Origin of the sequence: Streptomyces sp. NPDC059567 (assembly GCF_042735655.1) — a bacterium.
Classification (GTDB): Bacteria; Actinomycetota; Actinomycetes; order Streptomycetales; family Streptomycetaceae; genus Streptomyces.
On sequence record NZ_JBHWBS010000003.1, the window covers coordinates 111,120 to 131,725 of the forward strand.

Annotated in this window: 13 protein-coding genes; 3 read left to right on the forward strand and 10 right to left on the reverse strand. The window is 72.9% G+C overall.

What is annotated here, in order from left to right:
* Positions 1-27: 27 nt before the first annotated feature.
* Both ACFVZW_RS03030 and ACFVZW_RS03035 read right to left on the reverse strand, forming a co-directional pair.
* Positions 28-5,484: a trypsin-like peptidase domain-containing protein gene (locus tag ACFVZW_RS03030; protein ID WP_384515867.1), complete on the reverse strand. Its 5,457-nt coding sequence runs from the start codon at positions 5,482-5,484 to the stop codon at positions 28-30.
* 131 nt (positions 5,485-5,615) lie between these two features.
* The gene (locus ACFVZW_RS03035; protein ID WP_384515869.1) at positions 5,616-6,512 is read right to left on the reverse strand and encodes a DNA/RNA non-specific endonuclease; all 897 of its coding nucleotides are present in this window, start codon (positions 6,510-6,512) and stop codon (positions 5,616-5,618) included.
* A 105-nt stretch (positions 6,513-6,617) separates the two neighbouring features.
* Between ACFVZW_RS03035 and ACFVZW_RS03040 the strand changes: the two genes are divergently transcribed.
* Entirely contained in the window at positions 6,618-7,430 is an 813-nt protein-coding gene (locus ACFVZW_RS03040) for a caspase domain-containing protein (RefSeq protein ID WP_384515872.1), read from the forward strand.
* Positions 7,431-7,452: 22 nt separating this feature from the next.
* On the opposite strand, the gene ACFVZW_RS03045 is transcribed toward ACFVZW_RS03040, so the two are convergent.
* Together ACFVZW_RS03045 and ACFVZW_RS03050 are read right to left on the reverse strand one after the other, a co-directional pair.
* On the reverse strand, positions 7,453-10,461 hold the full coding sequence (locus tag ACFVZW_RS03045; protein WP_384515875.1) for a LuxR C-terminal-related transcriptional regulator: 3,009 nt from the start codon (positions 10,459-10,461) through the stop codon (positions 7,453-7,455).
* A 204-nt stretch (positions 10,462-10,665) separates the two neighbouring features.
* Complete coding sequence (locus ACFVZW_RS03050) at positions 10,666-12,363, reverse strand: S8 family serine peptidase (RefSeq protein WP_384516033.1); 1,698 nt, start codon at positions 12,361-12,363, stop codon at positions 10,666-10,668.
* Positions 12,364-13,103: 740 nt separating this feature from the next.
* Between ACFVZW_RS03050 and ACFVZW_RS03055 the strand changes: the two genes are divergently transcribed.
* On the forward strand, positions 13,104-13,706 hold the full coding sequence (locus ACFVZW_RS03055; protein ID WP_384515877.1) for a hypothetical protein: 603 nt from the start codon (positions 13,104-13,106) through the stop codon (positions 13,704-13,706).
* 32 nt (positions 13,707-13,738) lie between these two features.
* On the opposite strand, the gene ACFVZW_RS03060 is transcribed toward ACFVZW_RS03055, so the two are convergent.
* The 4 genes from ACFVZW_RS03060 to ACFVZW_RS03075 all read right to left on the reverse strand — a co-directional run bounded on the left by ACFVZW_RS03060 (position 13,739) and on the right by ACFVZW_RS03075 (position 17,747).
* Positions 13,739-14,605: a GNAT family N-acetyltransferase gene (locus ACFVZW_RS03060; RefSeq protein WP_384515879.1), complete on the reverse strand. Its 867-nt coding sequence runs from the start codon at positions 14,603-14,605 to the stop codon at positions 13,739-13,741.
* A gap of 520 nt (positions 14,606-15,125) precedes the next feature.
* Positions 15,126-16,019, reverse strand: coding sequence for a hypothetical protein (locus ACFVZW_RS03065; RefSeq protein WP_384515882.1), 894 nt, complete (start codon positions 16,017-16,019; stop codon positions 15,126-15,128).
* Entirely contained in the window at positions 16,016-17,023 is a 1,008-nt protein-coding gene (locus ACFVZW_RS03070) for an SPFH domain-containing protein (RefSeq protein WP_384515884.1), read from the reverse strand. Before ACFVZW_RS03070 ends, ACFVZW_RS03065 begins: the two co-directional genes overlap by 4 nt.
* Before the next feature lie 52 nt (positions 17,024-17,075).
* A complete protein-coding gene (locus ACFVZW_RS03075) occupies positions 17,076-17,747 on the reverse strand; it encodes a MerR family transcriptional regulator (protein ID WP_384515887.1) in 672 nt (223 codons plus the stop codon).
* A gap of 100 nt (positions 17,748-17,847) precedes the next feature.
* Here ACFVZW_RS03075 and ACFVZW_RS03080 point away from each other — a divergent pair, with 100 nt between their 5' ends.
* Positions 17,848-18,465 (forward strand): DUF4188 domain-containing protein, encoded by a 618-nt coding sequence (locus ACFVZW_RS03080; RefSeq protein ID WP_384515890.1) that lies wholly within the window; start codon positions 17,848-17,850, stop codon positions 18,463-18,465.
* Between the two features lie 7 nt (positions 18,466-18,472).
* Here ACFVZW_RS03080 and ACFVZW_RS03085 read toward each other — a convergent pair whose 3' ends face one another.
* The gene (locus tag ACFVZW_RS03085; protein ID WP_384515893.1) at positions 18,473-19,624 is read right to left on the reverse strand and encodes a DMT family transporter; all 1,152 of its coding nucleotides are present in this window, start codon (positions 19,622-19,624) and stop codon (positions 18,473-18,475) included.
* Positions 19,621-20,526 (reverse strand): phosphatase PAP2 family protein, encoded by a 906-nt coding sequence (locus ACFVZW_RS03090; protein WP_384515895.1) that lies wholly within the window; start codon positions 20,524-20,526, stop codon positions 19,621-19,623. The genes ACFVZW_RS03085 and ACFVZW_RS03090 overlap by 4 nt, the downstream gene beginning before the upstream one ends.
* Positions 20,527-20,606: the final 80 nt, after the last annotated feature.

Here is a 20,606-nt window from a genome sequence, read left to right on the forward strand (position 1 = left end):
CACGAGGCACGCCTCATAGGTCAGTTCTCACGCGGCCCACTCGTGGTCCTGTGGGGCCGTGGCCGTCTGTGCTCGGGTGATCTCCTCGTACAACTCCACGCTGCTCTCCCGAAGATGGGCCAGGATCCGGCTCATCTGCGTGCCGACGTTCACGAACGCCGTCTTCCTGCCCTGGAAGTCGACCTCCTCCATCCGGCGGGTGCCGCGGTGGAGCGCCACCACCGTCCAGTCGTCGGTGAAGACCGGTGAACCGGAGGAACCGCTGCGGGTGTCGGTGAAGTAGCGGACGTCGCGCTCGTCCGCCTGGAAGACGAGGTTGTTGCGCAGCGCCACTCGCTTGGGCTGTCCGCCGGGGTGCTGGATGATGTTCACCGCGACCGGTTCCGTACCGGTCAGCAGCAGCGGGGCGGTCGCGATCCGCAGCATCGGCCGGGGCGGCAGCCCGTCCGAGAGCCGCAGGACCGCGTAGTCGAGCGCCTCGTCCCACGCGAGCAGGGCGCCCGCCGTGACCTCCTCGGTCTCCATCTCGTCGGCGCCGTAGTCGAAGCGCGAACGGGAGTTGGCCACCTGGAGCCGGAGGTCCTCCTCGGCCACCTGCGGCCGTGAACCGGGCGAGCGGGTACGTGCGTTCACCACATGGTGGTTGGTGATCAGCAGCCCCGGCGCGATGATCCAGCCGGTACCCGCATGCGGGTAGGCGGGCTGCTGGGGACGGCCGGACTCGTACGGCGGGACCTTCATGCGCGCGACCGAGGCACCGGCCAGGACGCCGCCGTGCAGGAACTCGAACGGCACGGTGTCGTCCCGGAAGATGATCTCCTCCTTCGTCTCGCCGGGCATCATCTCCGGCGGCATGTCGGGCTCCCCGGCGGAGTCGCGTGCCACGTCGTCCATGGCGCGCTGCAGGACGGTGAACGGGCCCGCCTCGACGGTCTGGGCGAGGGCGTTGCGCAGCCAGACCTCCAGCGGCACCGTCCCGTCGATCAGCCGCTCCACCTGGTTCATCGTGTTCAGGTCGGAGTGGAGCTGCCGCAGCGGGGTGTCCATCGTGGGCAGGCTCGCCCGGAAGTGCGCCGTGATGCCCGCGAACAGCAGGGGCCGTACGGCGTTCTCGGCGAGCCCGGCCTCCAGCGCGGCGTTGCGGACCCGTACGACTTCCTCGACGGACAGGTACGGATCGCTGCGCACCGCCGCTTCGGCCGAGTCGGGCGGCGGCTGCGACCACAGCCCCGGACCGCTCCCGCCGCCCGCGCCGGGCTCAGTGAGCGGGCCGCGCGCCGGGGAACCCGCGTCCATGGCGGCCGCCACCCCCTCGACCAGATCGCCGCTCCGGTCGCGCAGCATGAGCGCCCGCCACGCGAGGCTGTCCAGTGTGCCGCGCCTGTGCGCCTCCCACAGGGCCTGCTCCACCGTCGCGTACGGCATGCCGGGCGCGCCCACGGCACCGGGCACCGCTGCTCCGACCGGAGGCTCCTGGGGCGAGGCTCCCGCCGCCGATTCGAGGATTCGTGTCAGGGGTTCGCGCAGCTGGGGCTCGTCGACCATGGCGGTCTCGATCCAGCGGGCGAGGGCGTCGACCACCGCGTCGTCGTCGGCCGGGAGACCCACGAGCCGCAGGGTGTGCTCCAGGAGCTGAGGATCGACCCTGGACGCCGTGGCCGCCGCGGCCCTGGCCAGGTGAGGCTGCCGGGCCAGCTCCGCGTCCGGCATACCGCGCAGGGCGCCGGCGAGGCGGGCGTCCGTCTCGGCGGAACCCTCGTCGGAGAGCACCGCCAGTCGCGACCTGGCCACCAAGACGCCCATCGACTCATGGGCCAGGCCGAGGCCGGCCGCCAGGTCCTCCGCCTCCTGCAGATCGCGGTCGGCGTCCGCGAAGTCGCCCTGGTCCTGGGCGAGACGGGCAGAGATCTGGAGCAGCTCCAGCTGCATCTCCGAGCACCCGGCCTCCTCCGCCCGGTCCACGGCCGTCTCGGCCGTCTGCCGGGCCTCGGCCAGCCGTCCGGACCTGGCCAGCGTCTCCACCAGGAGCCCGTGCAGCCTGCTGCACGGCGTCCAGGGCTGCCGCTCGGCCAGCCGCTCCGACGCCGCCTCCACGTAGCCCTGGGTGAGCAGGTCCTCCACCTCGCGGGCGGCGATCCGCTCCCAGTCCTCCTGGTCGGCCTCGGCCATGATCCGGTCCGGTACGTGCCCGCCGATCTTCCCGAGCAGGAAGGCGGCCGAACGGGCGGGCATGTCCCGGTCCGCCCCGACCAGGTGCCCGGAGACGCCCGACTGCCAACGCCGTTCCACCGCACGGGGGTTCTGGCCGAGGCGGAGCCGGTGGTAGATCTCCTCGGCGCGCGCGGCGGAGCCTTCGCGGGCGGAGTAGAACTCCACCGCGCGGTGGTCGACGGCCCGCATCAGATCCGTACGCGCGCTGTCGGAGAGCCGCAGCATGATCGAGCGCAGATCCATCCGGTGCCGTACGGCCTGCGGCCCCGCCGACTCCATCAGGTCGGCCCGCGAGACCAGCCGTCCGAAGAGGGAGCGGGCCTCCTGCGGCGAGGTGACGTGAAGTCCTGCGGGCTCGGCGAGGACGTCCTGGATCAGCTCCGGGGTGATGACCCGCAGGGCCAGACCCGCCTGCACCAGGGTGCGGACCGCGTCGTCCGCGATGTGCTTCAGGATGCGGTCGTAGAGCGTGCCCTGGATGAGCATCCGGTCGACCTGGTGGTGGAACCAGCGCTTGCGCGACGGCAGGCTCGACAGGAGGTCGCCGAGCGACTCGGACCGCGCTCCCAGGATCACGGCCGTGCGTGCCGCCAGTTTCAGACTGAGCGGATGGCCGCCGACCCGGTCGGCGAGGTCCTGGGCGACCGCCTCGTCCTCCACCCCGGAGGCCATCAGCAGGTCCACGGAGGCCTGCTGGTCCAGTTCGCCGAGTTCCATGGTGCGGGGGGTGAGGACCCTCGCGGGGTGGTCGATGGGAGCCCGCCCGGAGACGATGTACCGCAGCCGTGGATAGGCGGCGCGCAGGGCGGTCCAGATCGCCCACATGCGGCCGATCACGGGCGAACCCCGGTACTGCGCCTCCTCGAAGGAGTCGAGGGCGATCACCAGCGGAGGGTCCATGGCGCCCGCCGGGCCGCGCACGGCCTCGGCGACGAGCTCGGCGACCTGCCGTGCGAGCTCCTGCTCGCGGGCGCTGGCCCGGGAGTGGAACCCGGCGGAGTAGTCGCGGCCGAGGGTCGCGCGGGTGGTGGACAGCTGGAACAGCTCGTCCAGCTGGTTCCGTTCGCCCCGCTGGGAGGCGGCGGTCTCCTCGCACTCGTCCGCGAGCGCGTCGAACGCGGCACGGTGGTGCGGGTACTGGATGCCGAGCTGGCGGGCGAACTCGGCGATCATGGTGGCGGGTTCGTGGATGGAGAGCGTCGGCCGCTCGAAGTCGACGAAGACGAAGGGGAATCCGGCGGGCGCTTCGTGGAGGCTCTCGACGAGGAACTTGGCGAGCAGCGTGCTCTTGCCGACGCCGCCCACGCCGTGGATGAGGACGGGCGGCTCGGCCGGCTCGGCGGGCAGGGCGATGTAGGCCCGCAGGGAGTCGAGTTCACGCTGCCGTCCGTGGACGGTCTCCTGGATCAGCCGCTCCAGCGGCTGAAGCAGACGCGCGCGCTCCAGGCGGTGCTGTACGTCGTCGACGTCGGGCAGCCCGGTCGTGCCGGGGACCCGGCTCAGCCACAGCACGGCCTGAAGCGTGTCCGCGAGCGCTTCGACATCGCGGGTCCGGCCGGGATCGGGAGGGGCGCCGGACGGGTCGGGTGCCACCGCGGGCGCGTCGGGAGGGGCGCCACGCACGCCGGGTGCCGCGCCGGACAGGTCCGGAGGTACCCCGGTCAGGTCACGAGCGGCCGCGGCCACGCCGGGACGGACACCGATCGCCCCGCCGGACGGGTCGGGTGCCACCCCTGGCGGGTCGGTTGCCACCCCCGGCGGGTCCGGAGTGGCCGGGGGCAGGCCTGGTGTGACCCCGGACAGCAGGGCGAGCGCCGCGCGCTCGGGGCCCGGACCTTCCGGGACGAGTCCGATGTTGGCCTCCAGGGCGCGCCGGGCTGCCTCCGGGCCCGCGAGTCCGCTCAGCGTCAGCTCCCGGACCTCCGGCTTCAGGGTCCAGGACGGGGACGGGTGCGAGGGCAGCGCGGTGCAGTCGTCGACGAGGGCCAGGGCGGCGCGCCCGGTGGGCCGGCTCTCGTCCGGCAGTCGCAGCCGGGTGGGGTCGAACGCGTCGAGCAGGCAGGCCGCCTCCCGGTAGGCGGTGCGCAGTTCGGGGGGTGCGGGCGGCGGCGACCCGGTCGTGTCCCGCATGGCCCGGTGGAGCACTCCGGTGAGGTCGCCGCCGGGGGTGAGGGAGCGGGAGAGCCGTACCGTCTCCTCCACCGCCGTGCACACCCGGCGCATGTAACTGTCGCCGGAACCGGGCGTGTCGACCGCCCGGAGGACCTCGGTCACCGCCACGTCCACCAGGGCCGGTATCGCGGCGGCGTCGGACGCCGGGCGCTCCTGGGTGAAGAACTCCCGGAAGAACTCCCGCAGATCGTCCTCGCCGACGACACGGGCCGTGTCCCGGCACTCGTTCTTGCGTATGTCGTAGGGGAGTTGGCGCATGGTGGGTGAGTAGCCGAGCAGGACGAGGCGGGGCACGGCCGCCTTCCGTGCCGGTGTGTGCTCATAGACGGCGAGCGCCAGCTTGCCGATGCAGTCCCAGACGTCCGCGTTCGGGTCGAGTTTGTCGCACTCGTCGAGGACCAGCCAGAACTGCTCCTCCGCCGCGGTCGCCCGGCTGACGATCCGGTGCACGGCGTCGTCGATCGCGGGCAGTGGATCGTTCAACTGTGTGGGATTCAACGGCATTCGGTCCGTACCGGGAGGCGCCACGAAGTCGTCGAGCCGCTCCACCAGGCGCGCGGCCGTGGAGGTGCGCGAGAGGGTCACCCGTACCGGACGGAAGCCGCAGTGCTGCCCCAGGTGCCGGATGAGGTGGTACGAGTACGAGCGCCCGCTGTCGGGCTCGCCGTCCACGACCAGGACCGTCTGCTCCGGGTCGGCGACGAAGGCGCGGAGCTTCTCGCGCAGCTCGTGCCGGTCGATGAACACCTCGGTCCCGTTGGCGAGGACGAGGGTGCGGAAGGGGTCCCGGGCGGAGTGCAGTACCGCCTCGTCCTCCCGCAGGCGCGTCAGCAGGATCCTGGCCTCGGCGTTGCCCGCGCCGGTGAGGCCGTCGAGTCCGGCCAGCACGTCGAGCAGCCGGCGCTGGTGGGCGACGTCCCGGCGCGCGGCCCTGACGACCAGCCGCGCGTTCTCGTCGCGGTCCGGAGCGAGCTCCAGATCCGCGACGAAGTCCTGCGAGAGGCCGCTGTGCCGCAGTCGGGTGAGGGGATCGGGGGTGTCGAGAAGGTACTCCCGCACCCAGCTCGTGACGAGTCCCCATTCCGTTTCGCTGAGCGGCATACGGCACCTGCCCGGCCGTCACTCCGGAAGGCCGGGGACGGACTGACTGACTGACTGAAACCTGCCAGCCCAATCGTTTCACCGGGCAGGGACCGTGGCAAACGGGCGATCCTTCGGCGGCCCGGCGGCGGTCAGCCCTGCATGGCGATGTCGTCGAACGATTCGAGACGCCGCCAGCGGTCCTCCGGCGCCCGTGTCGCCGGCATCAGATCGACATCGGGCAGCGGCCCGAACTCCAGCTCGGTGATCTCCGCGACGTCCGAGACCGGCACCTGGTACGTCCGGAACGGGCCGAGCGGCGGCGGCGCGCCCGCCTTCGCCCCGGCGAGCGCCCGCTCGGCGTCCCGGCTCAGATCGGGGCTCTGGTCGAGGACGTACGCGGTCGAGGCCAGCGCCCCGTCCTGCATGAACGCGGCCACCTTCCAGAAGCGCAGCGGCACCTGCACACCCCGGTAGGGCGGGTCCGAGTCGTGCAGCACCGGGCCGGTGAGCACCGTCAGCTTCCGGTCGAACTCGGCCGCATGGTCGAGCAGATAGTTCTCCAGGCCCTGCCAGAGCTGCTTTCCCTGGTTGAAGACGTCTGACTGCGGGGCGGCGTTCGTGTAGTGGAACGTGTCGGTGTTGGCCCGGCCCGCCACCGCCGGCGTGCCCCACACCGGATCGAGCCGGCGCACCAGATGCCCGCGGTCCAGACTGTTGTTCCGGTAGACGTCGTTGCCGGCCTGGTGCTCCTCGGGCAGCCGCGGATCGAACTCCCACACGTCGTCCCGGGGTACGTCCTCGGCCAGTTGCGCCCCCTCGATGCAGACCGCGGTCGAGGCGGCGAGCCGCCGGTCCGGCCGGAAGACCACGGTGAAGTGGGTGTACGGCAGCGTCACCGTCTCCACCGAGGAGCGGACGGGCAGGGGGAGCGGCACGACGGGACCGAGGAAGTTCTCGTCGTATCCGGTCCGGTCGGCGAGCGAGTCTCGGCGCGGTCCACCCGCACGCGGGGGCGGTGGAGAGGACGGGGGATCGGTCTGTTTCATACGATGTAAGTACCGCGCATGAAGGGTCGCGCTCGGCACCGGGCCGCAGGCCACTCGATCAGCCGCCCCCGGAGCCTCCCTCCCTCACCCCCAAGGAGGCACCCCATGCCAGCCGGACTGTCCATCCACGTAGGACTCAACAAGGTCGACCCCGACGCCTACGACGGCTGGGACGGCGCCCTCGTGGCCTGCGAGAACGATGCCCACGACATGGCCAGGATCGCCCGCGCCGCGGGCTTCTCCGACACCGTCCTGCTCACCGCCGACTGCACGGTCGACAATGTCACCGCCGCGCTGCGCCAGGCGGCGGCCAAGCTCGCCCCCGACGACATCCTGCTCTTCACCTACTCGGGTCACGGCGGACAGATGCCCGACGTCACCGGGCCGGACGACGAACCGGACCAACTCGACGAGACCCTCGTCCTGTACGACCGGCAGTTCCTCGACGACGAGCTGCACCAGGAGTTCCGGGGCTTCGCCGACGGCGTCCGGATCTTCGCCCTGCTCGACTGCTGTCACAGCGGCAGCGCCATCGAGCTGCCCGGCGCACCCCTGCCCGAGACGGGCGTCCGGCTGATGCCCGTACCGAAGCAGCAGGAGATCTTCGAGCGGGACCGGGCGTTCTTCGAGGAGCTGCAGCACTCCCTCCGGAAGGCGTCCCCCGACGGCGAGGCGGCGGGACCGCCCGCGATCCTGATCTCGGCCTGCCAGGACAACCAGGTCGCCTCCGACGGCCCGGTCAACGGGGCCTTCACCGAGGCGCTGCTCGGCGTCTGGGACGAGGGCGCCTTCCGCGGCGGATACCGGCCCTTCCACCGCGCGATCCAGGGCAAGCTGCCCGCCACGCAGAGCCCGAACCTCTACATGACGGGAAGCCCCACGTCCGCGTTCCTGGGCCAGAAGCCCTTCACCGTGTGACGGTCGGACACTCCCGCCCGCGTCAGCCGCGGAGCGCGGTCGCCAGCTGCGCCCGCGAGCGGACGTCCAGCTTCTGGTAGATCCGGGTGAGGCGTGCCTCGACCGTCTTCACGCTCAGATACAGCTTGGCCGCCGCCTCCTGGTTGCTCGCCCCCTGCCCGACCAGATGGGCGAGCCGCAGCTCCGCGTCCGTCAGCGACGAGAGCGCCGACGGGGCGTCCTCGCCCGCGGGCGTCTCGCTCGTCAGGGCCAGCCAGGGAGCCGCGCCGGCGCGTTCGAACACCACCGCCGCCGACTGGAGTGCGCCGTGCGCCGCCGACCGGCGCCGGCGCCGCCGCTCCACCCGGGCCAGCGCGATCAGCGCCCGCCCGTGCTCCAGCGGCAGCCCGGCCTCGGAGAACCGCTCGGCGGTGCGGGCGAGCAGCTCCGCCGCCTCGTCCGTCTTCCCGCACGCCGCCAGATACTGCGCGTACGCCCGGTCGCAGCCGAGGAGTACGGTCGTACGGCCGAGCCGCTCGGCGACCGGACGCACCTCGGCCAGCAGCTCCGCCGCCTCCCGCGCCGCGTCGTTGGCGAGCAGCGCCTCGGCCAGCTCCTCGTGCCAGCGCAGCATCGACGGGTCGACGGTCGACTGGGCCCGCTCGTTCGCCTGCACCCGCCGCAGGGTCTCCAGGGCCGAGGCGACGTCCCCGTTGACCAACTGGACGCGGCCCAGTGCGTAGAGGCTGCGGGAGAGGAAGACCCGGTCCCCCTCCTCCTCCGACGCCTGGACGCTGCGCCGGGCATAGCTCGCCGCCCGCCCGAAGCTGCCGCCGGCCGTCTCCGCGAGCGCCAGCGTGTACCAGGCGGGGCCGGGGGAGAGACCCGCCTCCAGGGTCAGTGCCAGGGACTGACCGGCATGGACGAGCGCCGCCGGGCACGCCCCGATCCGGGCCTCGATCGCGGCGAGCGTCGAGAACAGCTCGATGGTGTCCTCCACCGAACCGCGCCGCTGCACCAGCGGGAGAAGGGCGTTCAGCTGATCGCGGGCGTCGATCAGCCGGTCGTCGAAGAGCGCGTGACGGATCGTCAGAATCTGTGCGGCGTTGCGGATACCCAGCGGACGCTCGGCCATCTCCAGGCCGCGGGCCTGCGCGAGCACGGACTCCGCGTCCGAGGCCCCGAGCGCCCGGTCCATCCGCGCCTGTACGGTCAGGGCCTGGGCGGCCGTCCGGGGATCGCCCATCGAGGCGGCCAGCGCGGCCGATTCGACGGCCGCGACCCGTGAGCGCAGCGGATCCCCGTCCGCCAGCACGTACTTGACGGCCAGTCGGAGCAGTACGCCCGCCCGCAGCGCGGTGTCGCCCTCGGAGTCCTCCATCGCGTGTACGTACATCTCGTCGAGCCCGGTGAGGCCCTGGCCGGCGGTGTCGAGGACGGCGAGCCTGGCGCGCACCCGGTCGGACGGGGCCGCGTCCCGGGCCAGCAGATCGGTCGCCGCCCGCATCGCGAGGTCGGCCCGGGCGGCCCGCGCGGCCTCCTCCGCGGCGTCGACGAGTCGCGTGATCCGCTGCGCCCCGTGCTGGACGGGGGTCGACTCGGCGGCGAGCAGGGCCAGTTCGGCGGCGAGCGCGCTGTTGCCCCGGCGCCGGGCGAGATCGGCGGCCGCGGCGACCTCGGCGGCGAGGGCCTCGTCGGGGATGTCGGTGGCCAGCGCCCGGTGCCGTACCGCTTCGACGGAGTCGTCGACGACCTCGGCGAGCGCGGCATGCCCGGCGCTGCGCTCGGCCCAGCAGGCGTCGTGGACCAGGGTGGAGGGCAGCAGCCCGGCCGTGAAGGCGACCGTGCCGTCCTCGGCGAGGGAGACCAGGTCGGCACGCTCGGCGGCCGCGAGGTCGGCCTCCGCGTTCGGCCGCCCGGCCCGGCGTATCAGCGCCGCCGTCGGGCGCAGCGCGAGCGCGGCGAAGAGCAGCGTCTCGCGGACGTTCGGCGGCGCCGTGCCGAGGAGCTGCCGGGCCAGGTCGCGGGCCCGGCCGGAGAGCGTGAGCGCCTCGGCGTGGTGCACGGGGGTACGGGCGTCGGCCAGCGAACGGCCCACCGCGAGCGCGAGACGGGGGTTGCCGCCGCTCGCCTTGTGGATGCGGCCCGCCATCCGGGACGGCAGCCGGTGGTGGATGAGCAACGCGGCGATCTCGTCGGCATGCAGAGCGGGAACGAGCAGGATGTCGGCCTCCGACGGCACCCACAGATGGGTGTCGTGGACGTCCTCGGAGCCGTACGCCTCCGGGGTCTCGACCGCGACGACCCGCAGCGCGGGCGGGGCGAGATGGAGGGCGAAGCGCAGCAGGTCGGCGCTGTCCGCGTCGATGTGCTGCACACCGTCGACGACGAGCAGGGCGGGGCCGCGGGCGGTGAGGGCGCGCAGGATCTGCGCGATGCCGAGGCGCAGGGCGATCGGGTCCCATCCGCCGTCGTGCAGCGGCGCCTCGCGGCAGAGCATGGCGACGGCGGTCCGCTGTGGTCCGGGCAGTCCGGCGAAGACCCCGGAGGTGGTGACCGGGCCGACGGCCGTGCGGAAGGCGCCGGGATCGTGAGTGAGGCTGTCGCCGCCCGTGGGGCCGCCGTCGGAGGTGGGCTCGGCGCGCGGCGCGGGGATCTCGCGGGGGCTCGCGGGGCCGGTCTGGCCGGTCGGGGCGGAGAGTCCGGTCGGGCCCGTCGGGCCGACGGGCGGCATCGTTCCGGACGTCGTCATCCCCGGCCAGGTCACCGTAGAGGCCACCGAGGCCACGAGCGCGGCGGCCACCGCGCCCGGGATGTCACGGTCGGCCGGAAGTGTCGGGAGCCACAGGACCGTTTCGCCGCGGGACTCGGCGCGGGCCGCCTCCGCCAGGGCCACCTCGGTCTTGCCGACGCCCGCGGGGCCGGTGAGCAGGGCGCGTCCGCGTGTGTGCAGCACGCGTTCGAGGCGGGAGAGCAGTTCCTCCCGGCCGACCGGTGCCGGAGGACCTCCCACGCCCGCGGGGCGCAGGGGGAGGTGCGGCGCTGTCGTCACGTGTCCACCACCCTCCGGCGCTCGGGCCCTGCCCGTGAGCCCCGTGGGGCAGAGAATACGGAGCGTACGCGCGCAGTCCAGGCCCCTTGTCCGGCATTCGGACAGCCGGCCTCGGAGACCACGCCAGGACGCGCCCGTGGTGTAGACCACGAGCGCGTCGCTGACCAGCAATGATGCTGATGTGGGGGGTGGTTCGGGTGGGAACTAGAAGGTGAGGTTCCACGAGTCGATGTAGCCGGTGTCACCCGATGCCACGTCGCGGACCTGCAGCTTCCAGGTTCCGTTGGCGACCTCGCTCGACGCGTCGACCGTGTACGTGGTCACGACGTTGTCGGCGCTGTCGGAGCCGCTGGACGCCTTCAGGTTGCGCACCGTGCCGTCGGGGGCGATCAGGTCGATGACCAGGTCCCCGCGCCAGGTGTGCTTGATGTCCACGCCGACCTTGAGGGCGGCGGGGGCGTTGCCGGTGCGGCCGGTGACGGCGATCGAGGACGACACGGTGGTGTTGTCGGAGATCGTCACGTCGGTCGCGTTGGTGAAGACGTTGCCGGCCGGCGGCGTCGTGGTGGTGACGGCGTCCACGGTCTTCGCGGAGTCGGCGATGCCGGTGCCGCAGCCGCCGGTGCAGGTGCCGGGCAGCGGACGGGCGTTGGTCTTGATCGCGGACTCGATCTCGGCCGGGGTGAGGCCGGTCTTCGCCGACTTCAGCAGGGCGGCCAGGCCGGCGATGTGCGGCGCGGCCATCGAGGTGCCCTGGTAGGGCTTGTAGTTCTCGGCCGACTGGGTCGTCGCGCCCGAGTTCAGCGTGGAGTAGATGCCGTTCTCGGGGGTGGTGACGGTGCCGGGGGTGTCGGTCGCGCGGCGGGTCTCGCCGCCCGGGGCCGCCACATCCACGATGGAGCCGAAGTTCGAGTAGAACGAACGGTTGCCCTCACGGCTGGTCGACGCCACGGTGATGACGTTCGAGCAGTTCGCGGGCGTGAAGCCGGACGCGTTGGCGTTGCTGTTGCCCGCGGCGACGACGACGGTGGTACCGCGCGAGACGGCGCCGTTGATCGCGTTCTGGTAGACGCTCGGGCAGGTGGAGCTGGCGCCGCCCAGGCTCAGGTTGATGACCTTCGCCGGGGTCGCGTTGGCGGCGACGCCCGGCACGGTGCCGCCGGACGCCCAGGTGATGGCGTCGGCGATGTCCGCGGAGGAACCGCCGCACTTGCCGAGGACGCGCACGGGCTGGATCTTCGCGTTGTACGCGATGCCGGCGATGCCCTTGGTGTTGTTGGTGACCGCGCCGATGGTGCCGGCCACGTGGGTGCCGTGCCAGGAGGAGTTGGAGGCCTTGGAGCCGAGACCGCACTCGTTGTCGGTCGCGTTCCAGTCGCCCTCGTCCTTGGCGTCCGCGTCACGGCCGTTGCCGTCGCGGGCGTCGGCGGAGGTGGAGATGAAGTCGTAGCCGGCGACGACGTTGGTCGCCAGGTCCGAGTGGGCCGCGTAGCCGGTGTCGATCACGGCGACGGTGACACCGGAGCCGGTCGTCTTGTCCCAGGCCGGCGGAACGTTCATGCCGCCGGTGGCCTCGAAGAGGTCCCACTGCTTGCCGTAGTCCGTGTCGTTCGGGGTGACCGCCATCGCGTACGCGCGGATGTCGGGCTCCACCGAGGCGACCGAGGGGTCGGCGCGGAAGGCGTCCATGACCTCGGTGACGTCCTGCTTCGTGGCGCTGTCGCCCAGGTCGACCAGCGCGGCACCGCCGGCGAGGCGGCGCTCGAAGGAGAGGCTCTCGCCCGTCTCGGCGCCCTTGGCGGCCGCGTCGCTCTTGGCGGCGGCGTTCGAACCGGCCTCGGCGGTCTTGGACTTGTAGGTGACGATGACCTTCTCGACGGGGGCGCTGGGAAGCGCGGTCATCGTCTGCGAAGCCGGAGCCGGCTTCGGGGTCGCAGCGGCCGGGGCGGCGGCGAACGCCCCGGTGGAGGTGGCAGCGGCGCCGACGATCGCGGCGCTCGCGACCACGACGGATATGACTCTCCGCCTGGAACTGTTCAAGGTGTTCCCTTTCAAGCACGACGTAGGTGCGGAGCAGTGGCGGCGGCGCGGGAACGGGGTGCGACGTGGGGTTGCGGTCCGCCGGTCCCTGGGCTTGGGGGGCCCGTGCGCCGCCACCGGCGCGACGGCCCGGGTCAAGGCCGTCACCGGCGGACACCACCCTCGTCCCCTCATGCACCTGACAGGCGACCTGATCACCTGCGGGGTGCGTGGTTCGGGGGATGGGATCTGCCGGTGCGGCAGACAGTAGGGAAAGCCGAGATGAACCCGATACGGGGAAAACCCTTGTCACCCCCCGAGGGGGGTGGGGGGAGGGTGAGGGGCGCGTACGGGGACGGCAGGGAGGAGCCCTCGCGGCAGGGCATCACCGCAGGGTGAACGCGGTCGGGCGCGGGCGGCGTTGGTGGAGGTGATCAGCGGCCCCGCGAGGCGCCACCGGTTTACTGGCGGAGATCGCCGGTCCCGTAATGTCGCACTGTTCGGCGGGTGAGGACGGAACGGGTCGCCCCTTCCCGGCAGGGGAAACGGAAGGATTCTGAACAATGGCGCTCATGACGCGGCGTACGCATCGCACTCGGACTCTTGCGCGGTCCGCGGCCGCTGTGGCGCTCGTGCTGGCTGCTTCCGCCTGCTCGTCGGGGGGCTCCGACACCCGCGTCGAAGGAATGTGTGGTCAGCCCGCCGACTCCGATGCGGGCACGTCGTTGCGCCACGTGCTCGGTACGGACGATTTCAAAACAAACGTCATCATGTCGGATCGACGCTTTGTGGCGGAGCTCAAAGAGGACGTGCAGGAACGGCGGGAGAAGTCCGGTACAGCCCCTGCCTACTTGTGTACCTTCCTTCCGGAGGACAGCGACGAACGCGTGGTTCTCGGCTTCGCGTGGGCCCCTGCCGAGGAGCCGGGTGAAGACCCCGCGCAGGCCGGTTCGCTCTACGACGTGAGTGGTGTCAGGGGAGAAAGCCAGGACCTTGCCTCGGAGCTCCGGGTTCCGTGCGATCTGGGTGGTGAGCTGAGCGAACCTTCGCGCAAGGCCGTGCTCCGCGCCGACGCCACGCTCACGGTCAATCGGGGCAAGGACGTGGACCAGGAGATGAAGGCCCGCCAGCTCACCTTCCTGTATCTGATGACGCGCGAGGTCACGGAAGCCCTGGGGTGCGAGAACAAGCCACTGGCGAAGGACCCGGTGGTGAAGGCGTCCTAGGGGGTGTCTTGTCGATGAGGGCCGGACACGTCCTAGCCCAGTTCGAGGGTCGTCATGCCGAAGACGCGTTCCCGCGCCACCGGGCGGACCGCGCCCGTGTACATGCGTGCCGTCTCGAAGGTGGGCTCGAGACCCCGTTCCTCGGCGAGCCGGGCGGCGATGGGGTTGGCCTCGGGGATGTCGATCGCGACGCGTGGTGAGCCGAAGGCCCGCGCCTCCTGCGACAGGGCGTCCAGCAGGGCGGCCGCGTCGGCGGGGGTGTCCGCGAACAGGGGCCCGATGCGCGCCTCGTCCTCGGCAGGCCGCACCACGCCGTATCCGGTGAGGCGGCCGTCGGTGACCCGGGCGAGCGCGCGATGGCCCGGAGTGGTCAGCCACGTCGTGAGGAAGCGCGGGCGGTCGGCGGGGTGGCAGGCGCTGTCGTACGCGGCGAGGGCGGCCGGGTCGACCTGCGCGGCCGGGACCACGTCCGGGGTGCGGCCACCTGCCGTGACGGGTTCACCGACGTACCGGGCCGTGCGGTACGCCAGGGAGAAGCCGGAGCGGCGGTAGTTGTCCTGCTGGTCCGGAACCCCGTCGAGGCCGACCGTCCGCTCGCCCGCATGCGCGAGCGCGGCGCGCCAGGTCGCCAGACCGTGGCCGAAACCGCGCAGGTCGGGACGGACGAGGTAGAAGCCCAGGAAGGCGTACCGGTCGCTGTAGTTGACGACCGAGATGGCGGAGACGGGCTCCCCGTCGATCCGGCCGAGAAAGAACCCCTCCGGGTCCTGCGCGAAGAACGCCGGGGCGTCGGAGGCTCCCGGGTTCCATCCCTCCTCCGCCGCCCAGGTACGTACGAGCTCCCAGTCCTGGAGGGTGGCCGGGGCGATGAGGAGGGTGTCGGGGGCGGGGGAGGGCATGGGTGTTCCTTCGACTGCCGGTGAAGCACGGGGCGGCGGGGGGCGAACCGGACGAAGCGGCCCGATCCTAGCGAGCACGGCGGCGCCGGAGATCATGCGCCGACCATTTCCCGCCACGAGGCGGGGCGGGACGCCGTGCTGACGGCGCGCCGGGCCGACGGCGCGCGCGGACAGGCAGTCCGTGCGCCGTCTGGCGGACGGTGCGCGAGGCCGGGTCGTCCGCGTACTGCCAGGCAGCATGCGTACTGCCAGGCAGCACGCGCGCCGCGCTGCCTGGTCGTCCGCACGCTGCCACGCGACGCCGCGCGCTCACGCGCTGCCAGGCCTTGCGCACGCTGCCACGCGACGCCGGCGACGCCGCGCTCTCATGCGCTGCCAGGCCGTCCCGCCCTGTCACGTCTCGCTGTGCCGCGCGCTGTCACGTCGACGGCGCGTGCCGTCGACGCACGCCGGGCAGCCGCTGCGCGCTGCCGCGCGAGGCCGTTCCGCTCCACTCCCCGCCGCGCTGGTCGCCCCCGCCTCACCCCACCAACCGCAACGCCGTGCGCGCCACCCCCACCCGTACCGTCTGGCCCCACGTCAGTTCCAGCGCGTCCGACTCCATCCCGTCGCCGAACGCGACCAGGCGGTCCGACTCCACCGTCAGGTGGAGGGACTGTCCGGCGCTCAGCACGCCCTCCACCCGCGTCGTGCCGGTCGTCGGGGACGGCCAGGCCTCGCGGACGAACCAGGCGAGGCGCGGGTCCGTCGGGACCGGCAGCGGCAGGGGGCTGGAGCCCTGCTGCCAGAGCGAGCGGAGCCAGCCCGTCGCGCCCGTGCCCGTACCGACCAGGACACCCGAGGACGCCTGGGGCTCGGTCGCCGGTTCAGGGTCCTCCACGGTGAGCGTGTAGCGGGCCGTCTGATGGCCGGGCGGGCCGAGATAGATCTCGTTGAGGGCGAGCAGCCGCTGCGTGTCGTCTGTGACCGCCTCCACCATCGTCAGCTCGTCCGCCCCCGTCCGCTCGACCCCCGCCAGCAACGCCCGCGCGTCCGACGCCCGGTGCCGTACCAGGACGCCCGCGTTCCGCCCCGGGTCGGTGTCGATCCCGATGACGGGCTGCCCGTCCAGGTACTTCGCGACGTTGGCCACCAGACCGTCCTGCCCCACCACGACGACCACGTCCTCGGGGCCGAACAGGAAACGGTCCAGATCCGCCCGCTCCACCCGGGCCTGCCGCCACTGCAGCGGCACCGCCGCCGCCACCTCCGCCAGCGCCCGCCGGTTCCGCTCGTGCCGCTCCCGCACGTCCTCGATGCCCCGGCCCCGGCTGGAGAGGAAGAACGCGGCCTGTCCGTGCGTACCGTGGCGGGCGAGCAGCGCTTCGTACTCCGTCGTGCGGTGCACGAGCACCGCCCGCGGCGCCAGGCTCACGACGAAGTCCCGCCGCCGCCGAGCTTCGCAAGCAGCCCGGTCAGCACGTCGGGCGAGAGCGTCAGCTGCTCGATCCGGGGCAGGTTCTCCGCCGCCCGGGTGACCGCCAGTGCATGCAGCGTCGCCGCGTCGACCTCCCCGTGCACCCGGAGCCAGGCCGCCTGAGCCGCCGCCCGCGCCTCGCCGACCTCCCGTGCCGCCTCCGCCTCGGCCCGCGCGAGCCGGACCTTCCGCAGCGCCTCCGCCTCCGCCCGTACGGAGTCGGCGGCGGCGCTCTCCTCCGCCTCGCGGCGTGCGTTGGTGCCGCGCTGGTCGACGAGCCGCTCCTCCTGCCGGGCCAGTTCGATCTTGCTGGCGAGCTCGTTCTCGGCGATGGTCCGCTCGCGTTCGACCGCCACGGCCCGCCGCTCGTAGGTGGCCCGGTCGGCCTCCTGCTGGATCTGTTCACGCGCGGGCGTGCGCAGCGCCCGCTCGACCTCCGGTTCCGGACGGATCGCCACCACCCGTACCGCCACCACCTCGATACCGGTGGCCGGCAGCCGCGGCTCGGCCGCGAGCCCGTCCGCGATCCGGTCCCGCACCGCTGCCACACCGTCGACGAGGGCCGCGGCGAGCGGGGTGCGGGCCAGGACGTCGAGAGCGTGCTGCTGCGCCGTCTCGGTCAGGAGCGTCGCGATCTGCTCCAGCGGGGCGCCGCGCCACGCGCCCGTGTCCGGATCGATCGAGAAGTCGAGCCGGGTGGCGGCGGCTTCCGGTTCGCCGATCCGGTACGTGACGGTGGACTGCACGCTCACGTCCTGGAAGTCGGCGGTCCGCGCGTGGAACGCCATCGCCAACTCCCGGTCGTTCACCGGCACTTCGGAGAGCGCGGCGGACAGGGAGCGGTACCAGAAGCTGAGCCCCGTCCCGTCGTGGACGAGGCGTCCGCGCCGGTGGTGGCGGATGTGCGCGGTGGGTGCGGACCGCAGATGGCGCCAGCCGGCGCGGCGGGTGATGTCTGCCATGGAGAACTCCCCCTTGTCGTCATGGTGACGATAGGGGTTCGGGGTCTTTTCGTCAAGGTGACGAAAGTGGAGGGTTCGGCGGCGAAATCCCGTACAGATGCGCCGAGACGTCCTCGTGCGCCAGTCGGCGCAGGGCCAGCAGGATCGGTTCGTAGAGCATCGTGTACGCGACGGCCGCCTCGATCGCCTCTTCCAGGACCGGGTACTCCTCCATCACCGCGTACTCCTCGGCGGCGATCGGGTGCATCACCTCGGCGTACCGCCGGATGTCGTCGACGCCGCCCCGGTACCCCAGCGAGCGGAGCGTCACGACCGCCCGGGTCAGCGCGGCGAGCGCCGGCGCCTCCTCGTTCACGTACCAGCCCATCGCGGTGAGCAGGTCGCGCATCTCGGCGAAGGCCTCGTCCCAGAGTGCGCGCTCGGGGTCGGAGGCGTCGGGCGGTGCGATCTGGGGGCCGAGCATGTACGCGGCGATGCCGACGCGCTCATGGCGGCCGAAGGCGGGGTCGTCCGCCACCGCGAGGACGTCCCTGGCCTGCTGGATCGTCATCCCGCCCACCGTGAGGAGCGCCCGCACCAGCCGCAGTCTGCGCAGATGCTCCTCGCCGTACTCCGACTGCCGGGCCGTGACCGGCGTACCGGGCGGCAGGAGTCCCTCGCGGAGGTAGTACTTCACGGTGGCCACGGACACACCGCCGCGGTCGCTCAGCTCGGAGAGGCGCAAAGACTTTCACCGTTCCCATCATCTCGACACGGTTACCCGGGAGTTCTACTCCGCCCTCCAAGGATAGTTCAGCTATCCAATAACGGGAGGTGGGTGAACCATGGCAATGGGGTCCGACTTCACACACGGACTACGGCTCGTCGCCGCGCCGGAGTGGAACCGTGGCGGCGCCGAGATCCGTGCCGAGCGGCGCCGGGTGCGCCGGGGCCGCTTCATGGCCGCGAACGGCGAACCGGTGGCCGTCTTCCTCATCGGCGCCCGGGTCAACCGCTGGCGCTCGGTCCGTGGCTGGCTGCCCGTGTTCCTGGCCATGCCCGGCATGATCAAGGAGCTCCGCGCCGATCCGGAGAGCGGGTTCCTCGGCTACCGGATGCTCCTCGGGCCCTCGTTCGGCGAGGTCACCATCGTCCAGTACTGGCGGAAGGCGGGTGACATCCGCGCGTACGCCGCCGAGTCCGCACGCCGGCACCGCCCCGCTCAGAGCGCGTACTGGCGGCGGTACTTCGCGAGCAACGGGGCCGTGGGCATCTGGCACGAGATGTACTCGGTCCGGCCCGGCGCGTATCACGGGCTCTACGGGGACATGCCGCCGATGGGGGTCGGCGCGCTCTTCGGGCTGGAACCGGCCGTGCCGGGGGAGAAGGGCGGGTACCAGCCGTCCACCGAACCGATCTCCGCGGCCCAGGTGACGGAGGACCGCCCGCTGTCGAAGGAGTGAGGCGTCGTCAGCCCGCGAGGGGCACGGTCGCGGGGGTCGCGGTGGGTGCGGGCACGGTCGCGGGCTCGTCGGTACGGGGCGGGGGCAGCGGCTGCCCGGGGGCGGTGATCGAGGGCAGGGGTGACGTGACGGTTGGGGTGACGGGGGCGGTGGCCGGGGTAGGGGCGGGTGCCGCGGTGGTGCGCGCGGGAGCCGGCATGCGGGTGGGCACCTGGGTCGCGGGGGCCGTCACGGGCTCCGTCCCGGGGGTCTGCGGGGGAGCCGTCGTCGTGAGGGCCGCTCCCGCGCCCTTCGTCAGCAGCACCACGCCGCGTGCCGCCACCACCGACGCGGCGGCCGCGATCAGCCAGCCCCACACGCCCGCGCGGAACGTCTCGCCGAGCAGCGCGACGCCGATGACCGCGGCGGCGGCCGGGTTGGAGAGGTTCACCACGGCCAGCGGCGCGGCGAGCCCGCCGCGGTAGGCGGTCTGCGAGAGCAGCAGACCGCCGACGGCGAACGCGGAGATCAGCACCGCGATCAGAGCCGTCTGCCACCAGGCCGTCGCCCCGCCCGGCAGCTCCAGCGCGAGCGCGGCGGTCAATGTCTGCGTCAGGGCGGAGGCCACCCCCGAGGCGATCCCGGAGGCCGTCGCATGCCCGAGTCCCCGCCCCCGGCGTGACGTTTCGGCACGAGAGCCCGCGCCGTTCCGTCCTCCCCTGGCGAGCACCACGATCAGCAGTGCCGTCGACGCCGCCACGATCAGGGCCTCGTTCAGGGTCAGGGCGTCGCCCGGTGTCGCGGGGCCCGTGACCGAGATCAGGCCGACCAGGCCCGCCAGCGTCCAGAACGCACCGCGCCACTCCGCCCGCGTCACGCGCCGCCGGGCGCAGTACGCCCCGAGCGGCAGCGCCGCCACCAGGGTGAGCGCGCCCAGCGGCTGAACGAGCGTCAGCGGGCCGTAGTGCAGGGCGGCCACGTGGGCCAGCGCGCCGGCGGCGTTCAGGCCGACCGCCCACCACCACTGGCCGCGGGCGAGGAGGGCGCGCAGCGCGCCGCTTCCCCCGTCGGACGAGGCCGAGGCGGCGAGCCGGGACTGGGCGACCGCGGCGAGGGCGTACCCGGCGGCGGAGACCAGGGACAGGAGCACGGCGAGGACGATGCCGTCGGGGGCGGTCATCGCAGCGCCTCCACAGGACGGGGCGTGGCGGGTGTGGTGCGGGTGGCGGAACCGGCGGGTGCGCTGGGCGTGGTGCGGGTGGCGGCCGCAGACGCCGTGGCGGGCGCGGCGAGTAGGGCGGGTGCGGCGGTGCGCCGGAGCGGGTCCGGGCCGGCCGGGCCGGTGCCCGGCGCCCGTACCACCGCGAGCGCGATTCCGAGCAGCGCCGCGGCGGCGAGGGCGTCGAACCAGTAGTGGTTGGCCGTGCCGACGATGACCAGGAGCGTCAGCAGGGGGTGGAGCAGCCACAGCCATCGCCACCGGCCGCGGGTGGCGACGATCAGGCCGATCGCGACCATCACCGCCCAGCCGAAGTGCAGCGACGGCATCGCGGCGAACTGGTTGGCCATCGAGTCGGTCTCGGGGCTCGCGCCGTACACCGACGGGCCGTAGACCCGTGCGGTGTCGACGAGGCCGGTCGCGGCGAGCATCCGGGGCGGCGCCAGCGGCATCAGCAGATGCAGGGCGAGCGCGGCGGCGGTCAGGAGCGCCAGGACGCGGCGGGACCAGAGGTAGTGCGCGGGGCGGCGCCAGTAGAGCCAGCCGAGGAAGGCGATCGTGGCCGGGAAGTGCACGGCCGCGTAGTAGGTGTTCGCGGCCCGGACGAGCGGCTCGCCGTGCATGAGCAGCGCCTGTACGGAACCCTCGCCGGGCAGATGGACGGCCCGCTCCGCGCTCCATATCCGGTCGGCGTTGTGGAAGGCCCGCAGTTCGTGGCCGTTCGCGAACAGCCGGCCGGACTTGTAGACGAGGAACAGCGCCGTGACGAGCAGCAGCTCGCGCACCAGCGGTGGTCTCGGGGTGTTCGGGGTAGCGGTCCGCCCCGGTCCTGTGGGACGTGTCCCGCGTATCCCGGCAGCCATGGCCCGGCCCCTTTTTCCCGTCATTTCGGCAGCAAACGGAGGAAGCCTAGATCCGAATTCATCGAGACGCAAGCGTCTCG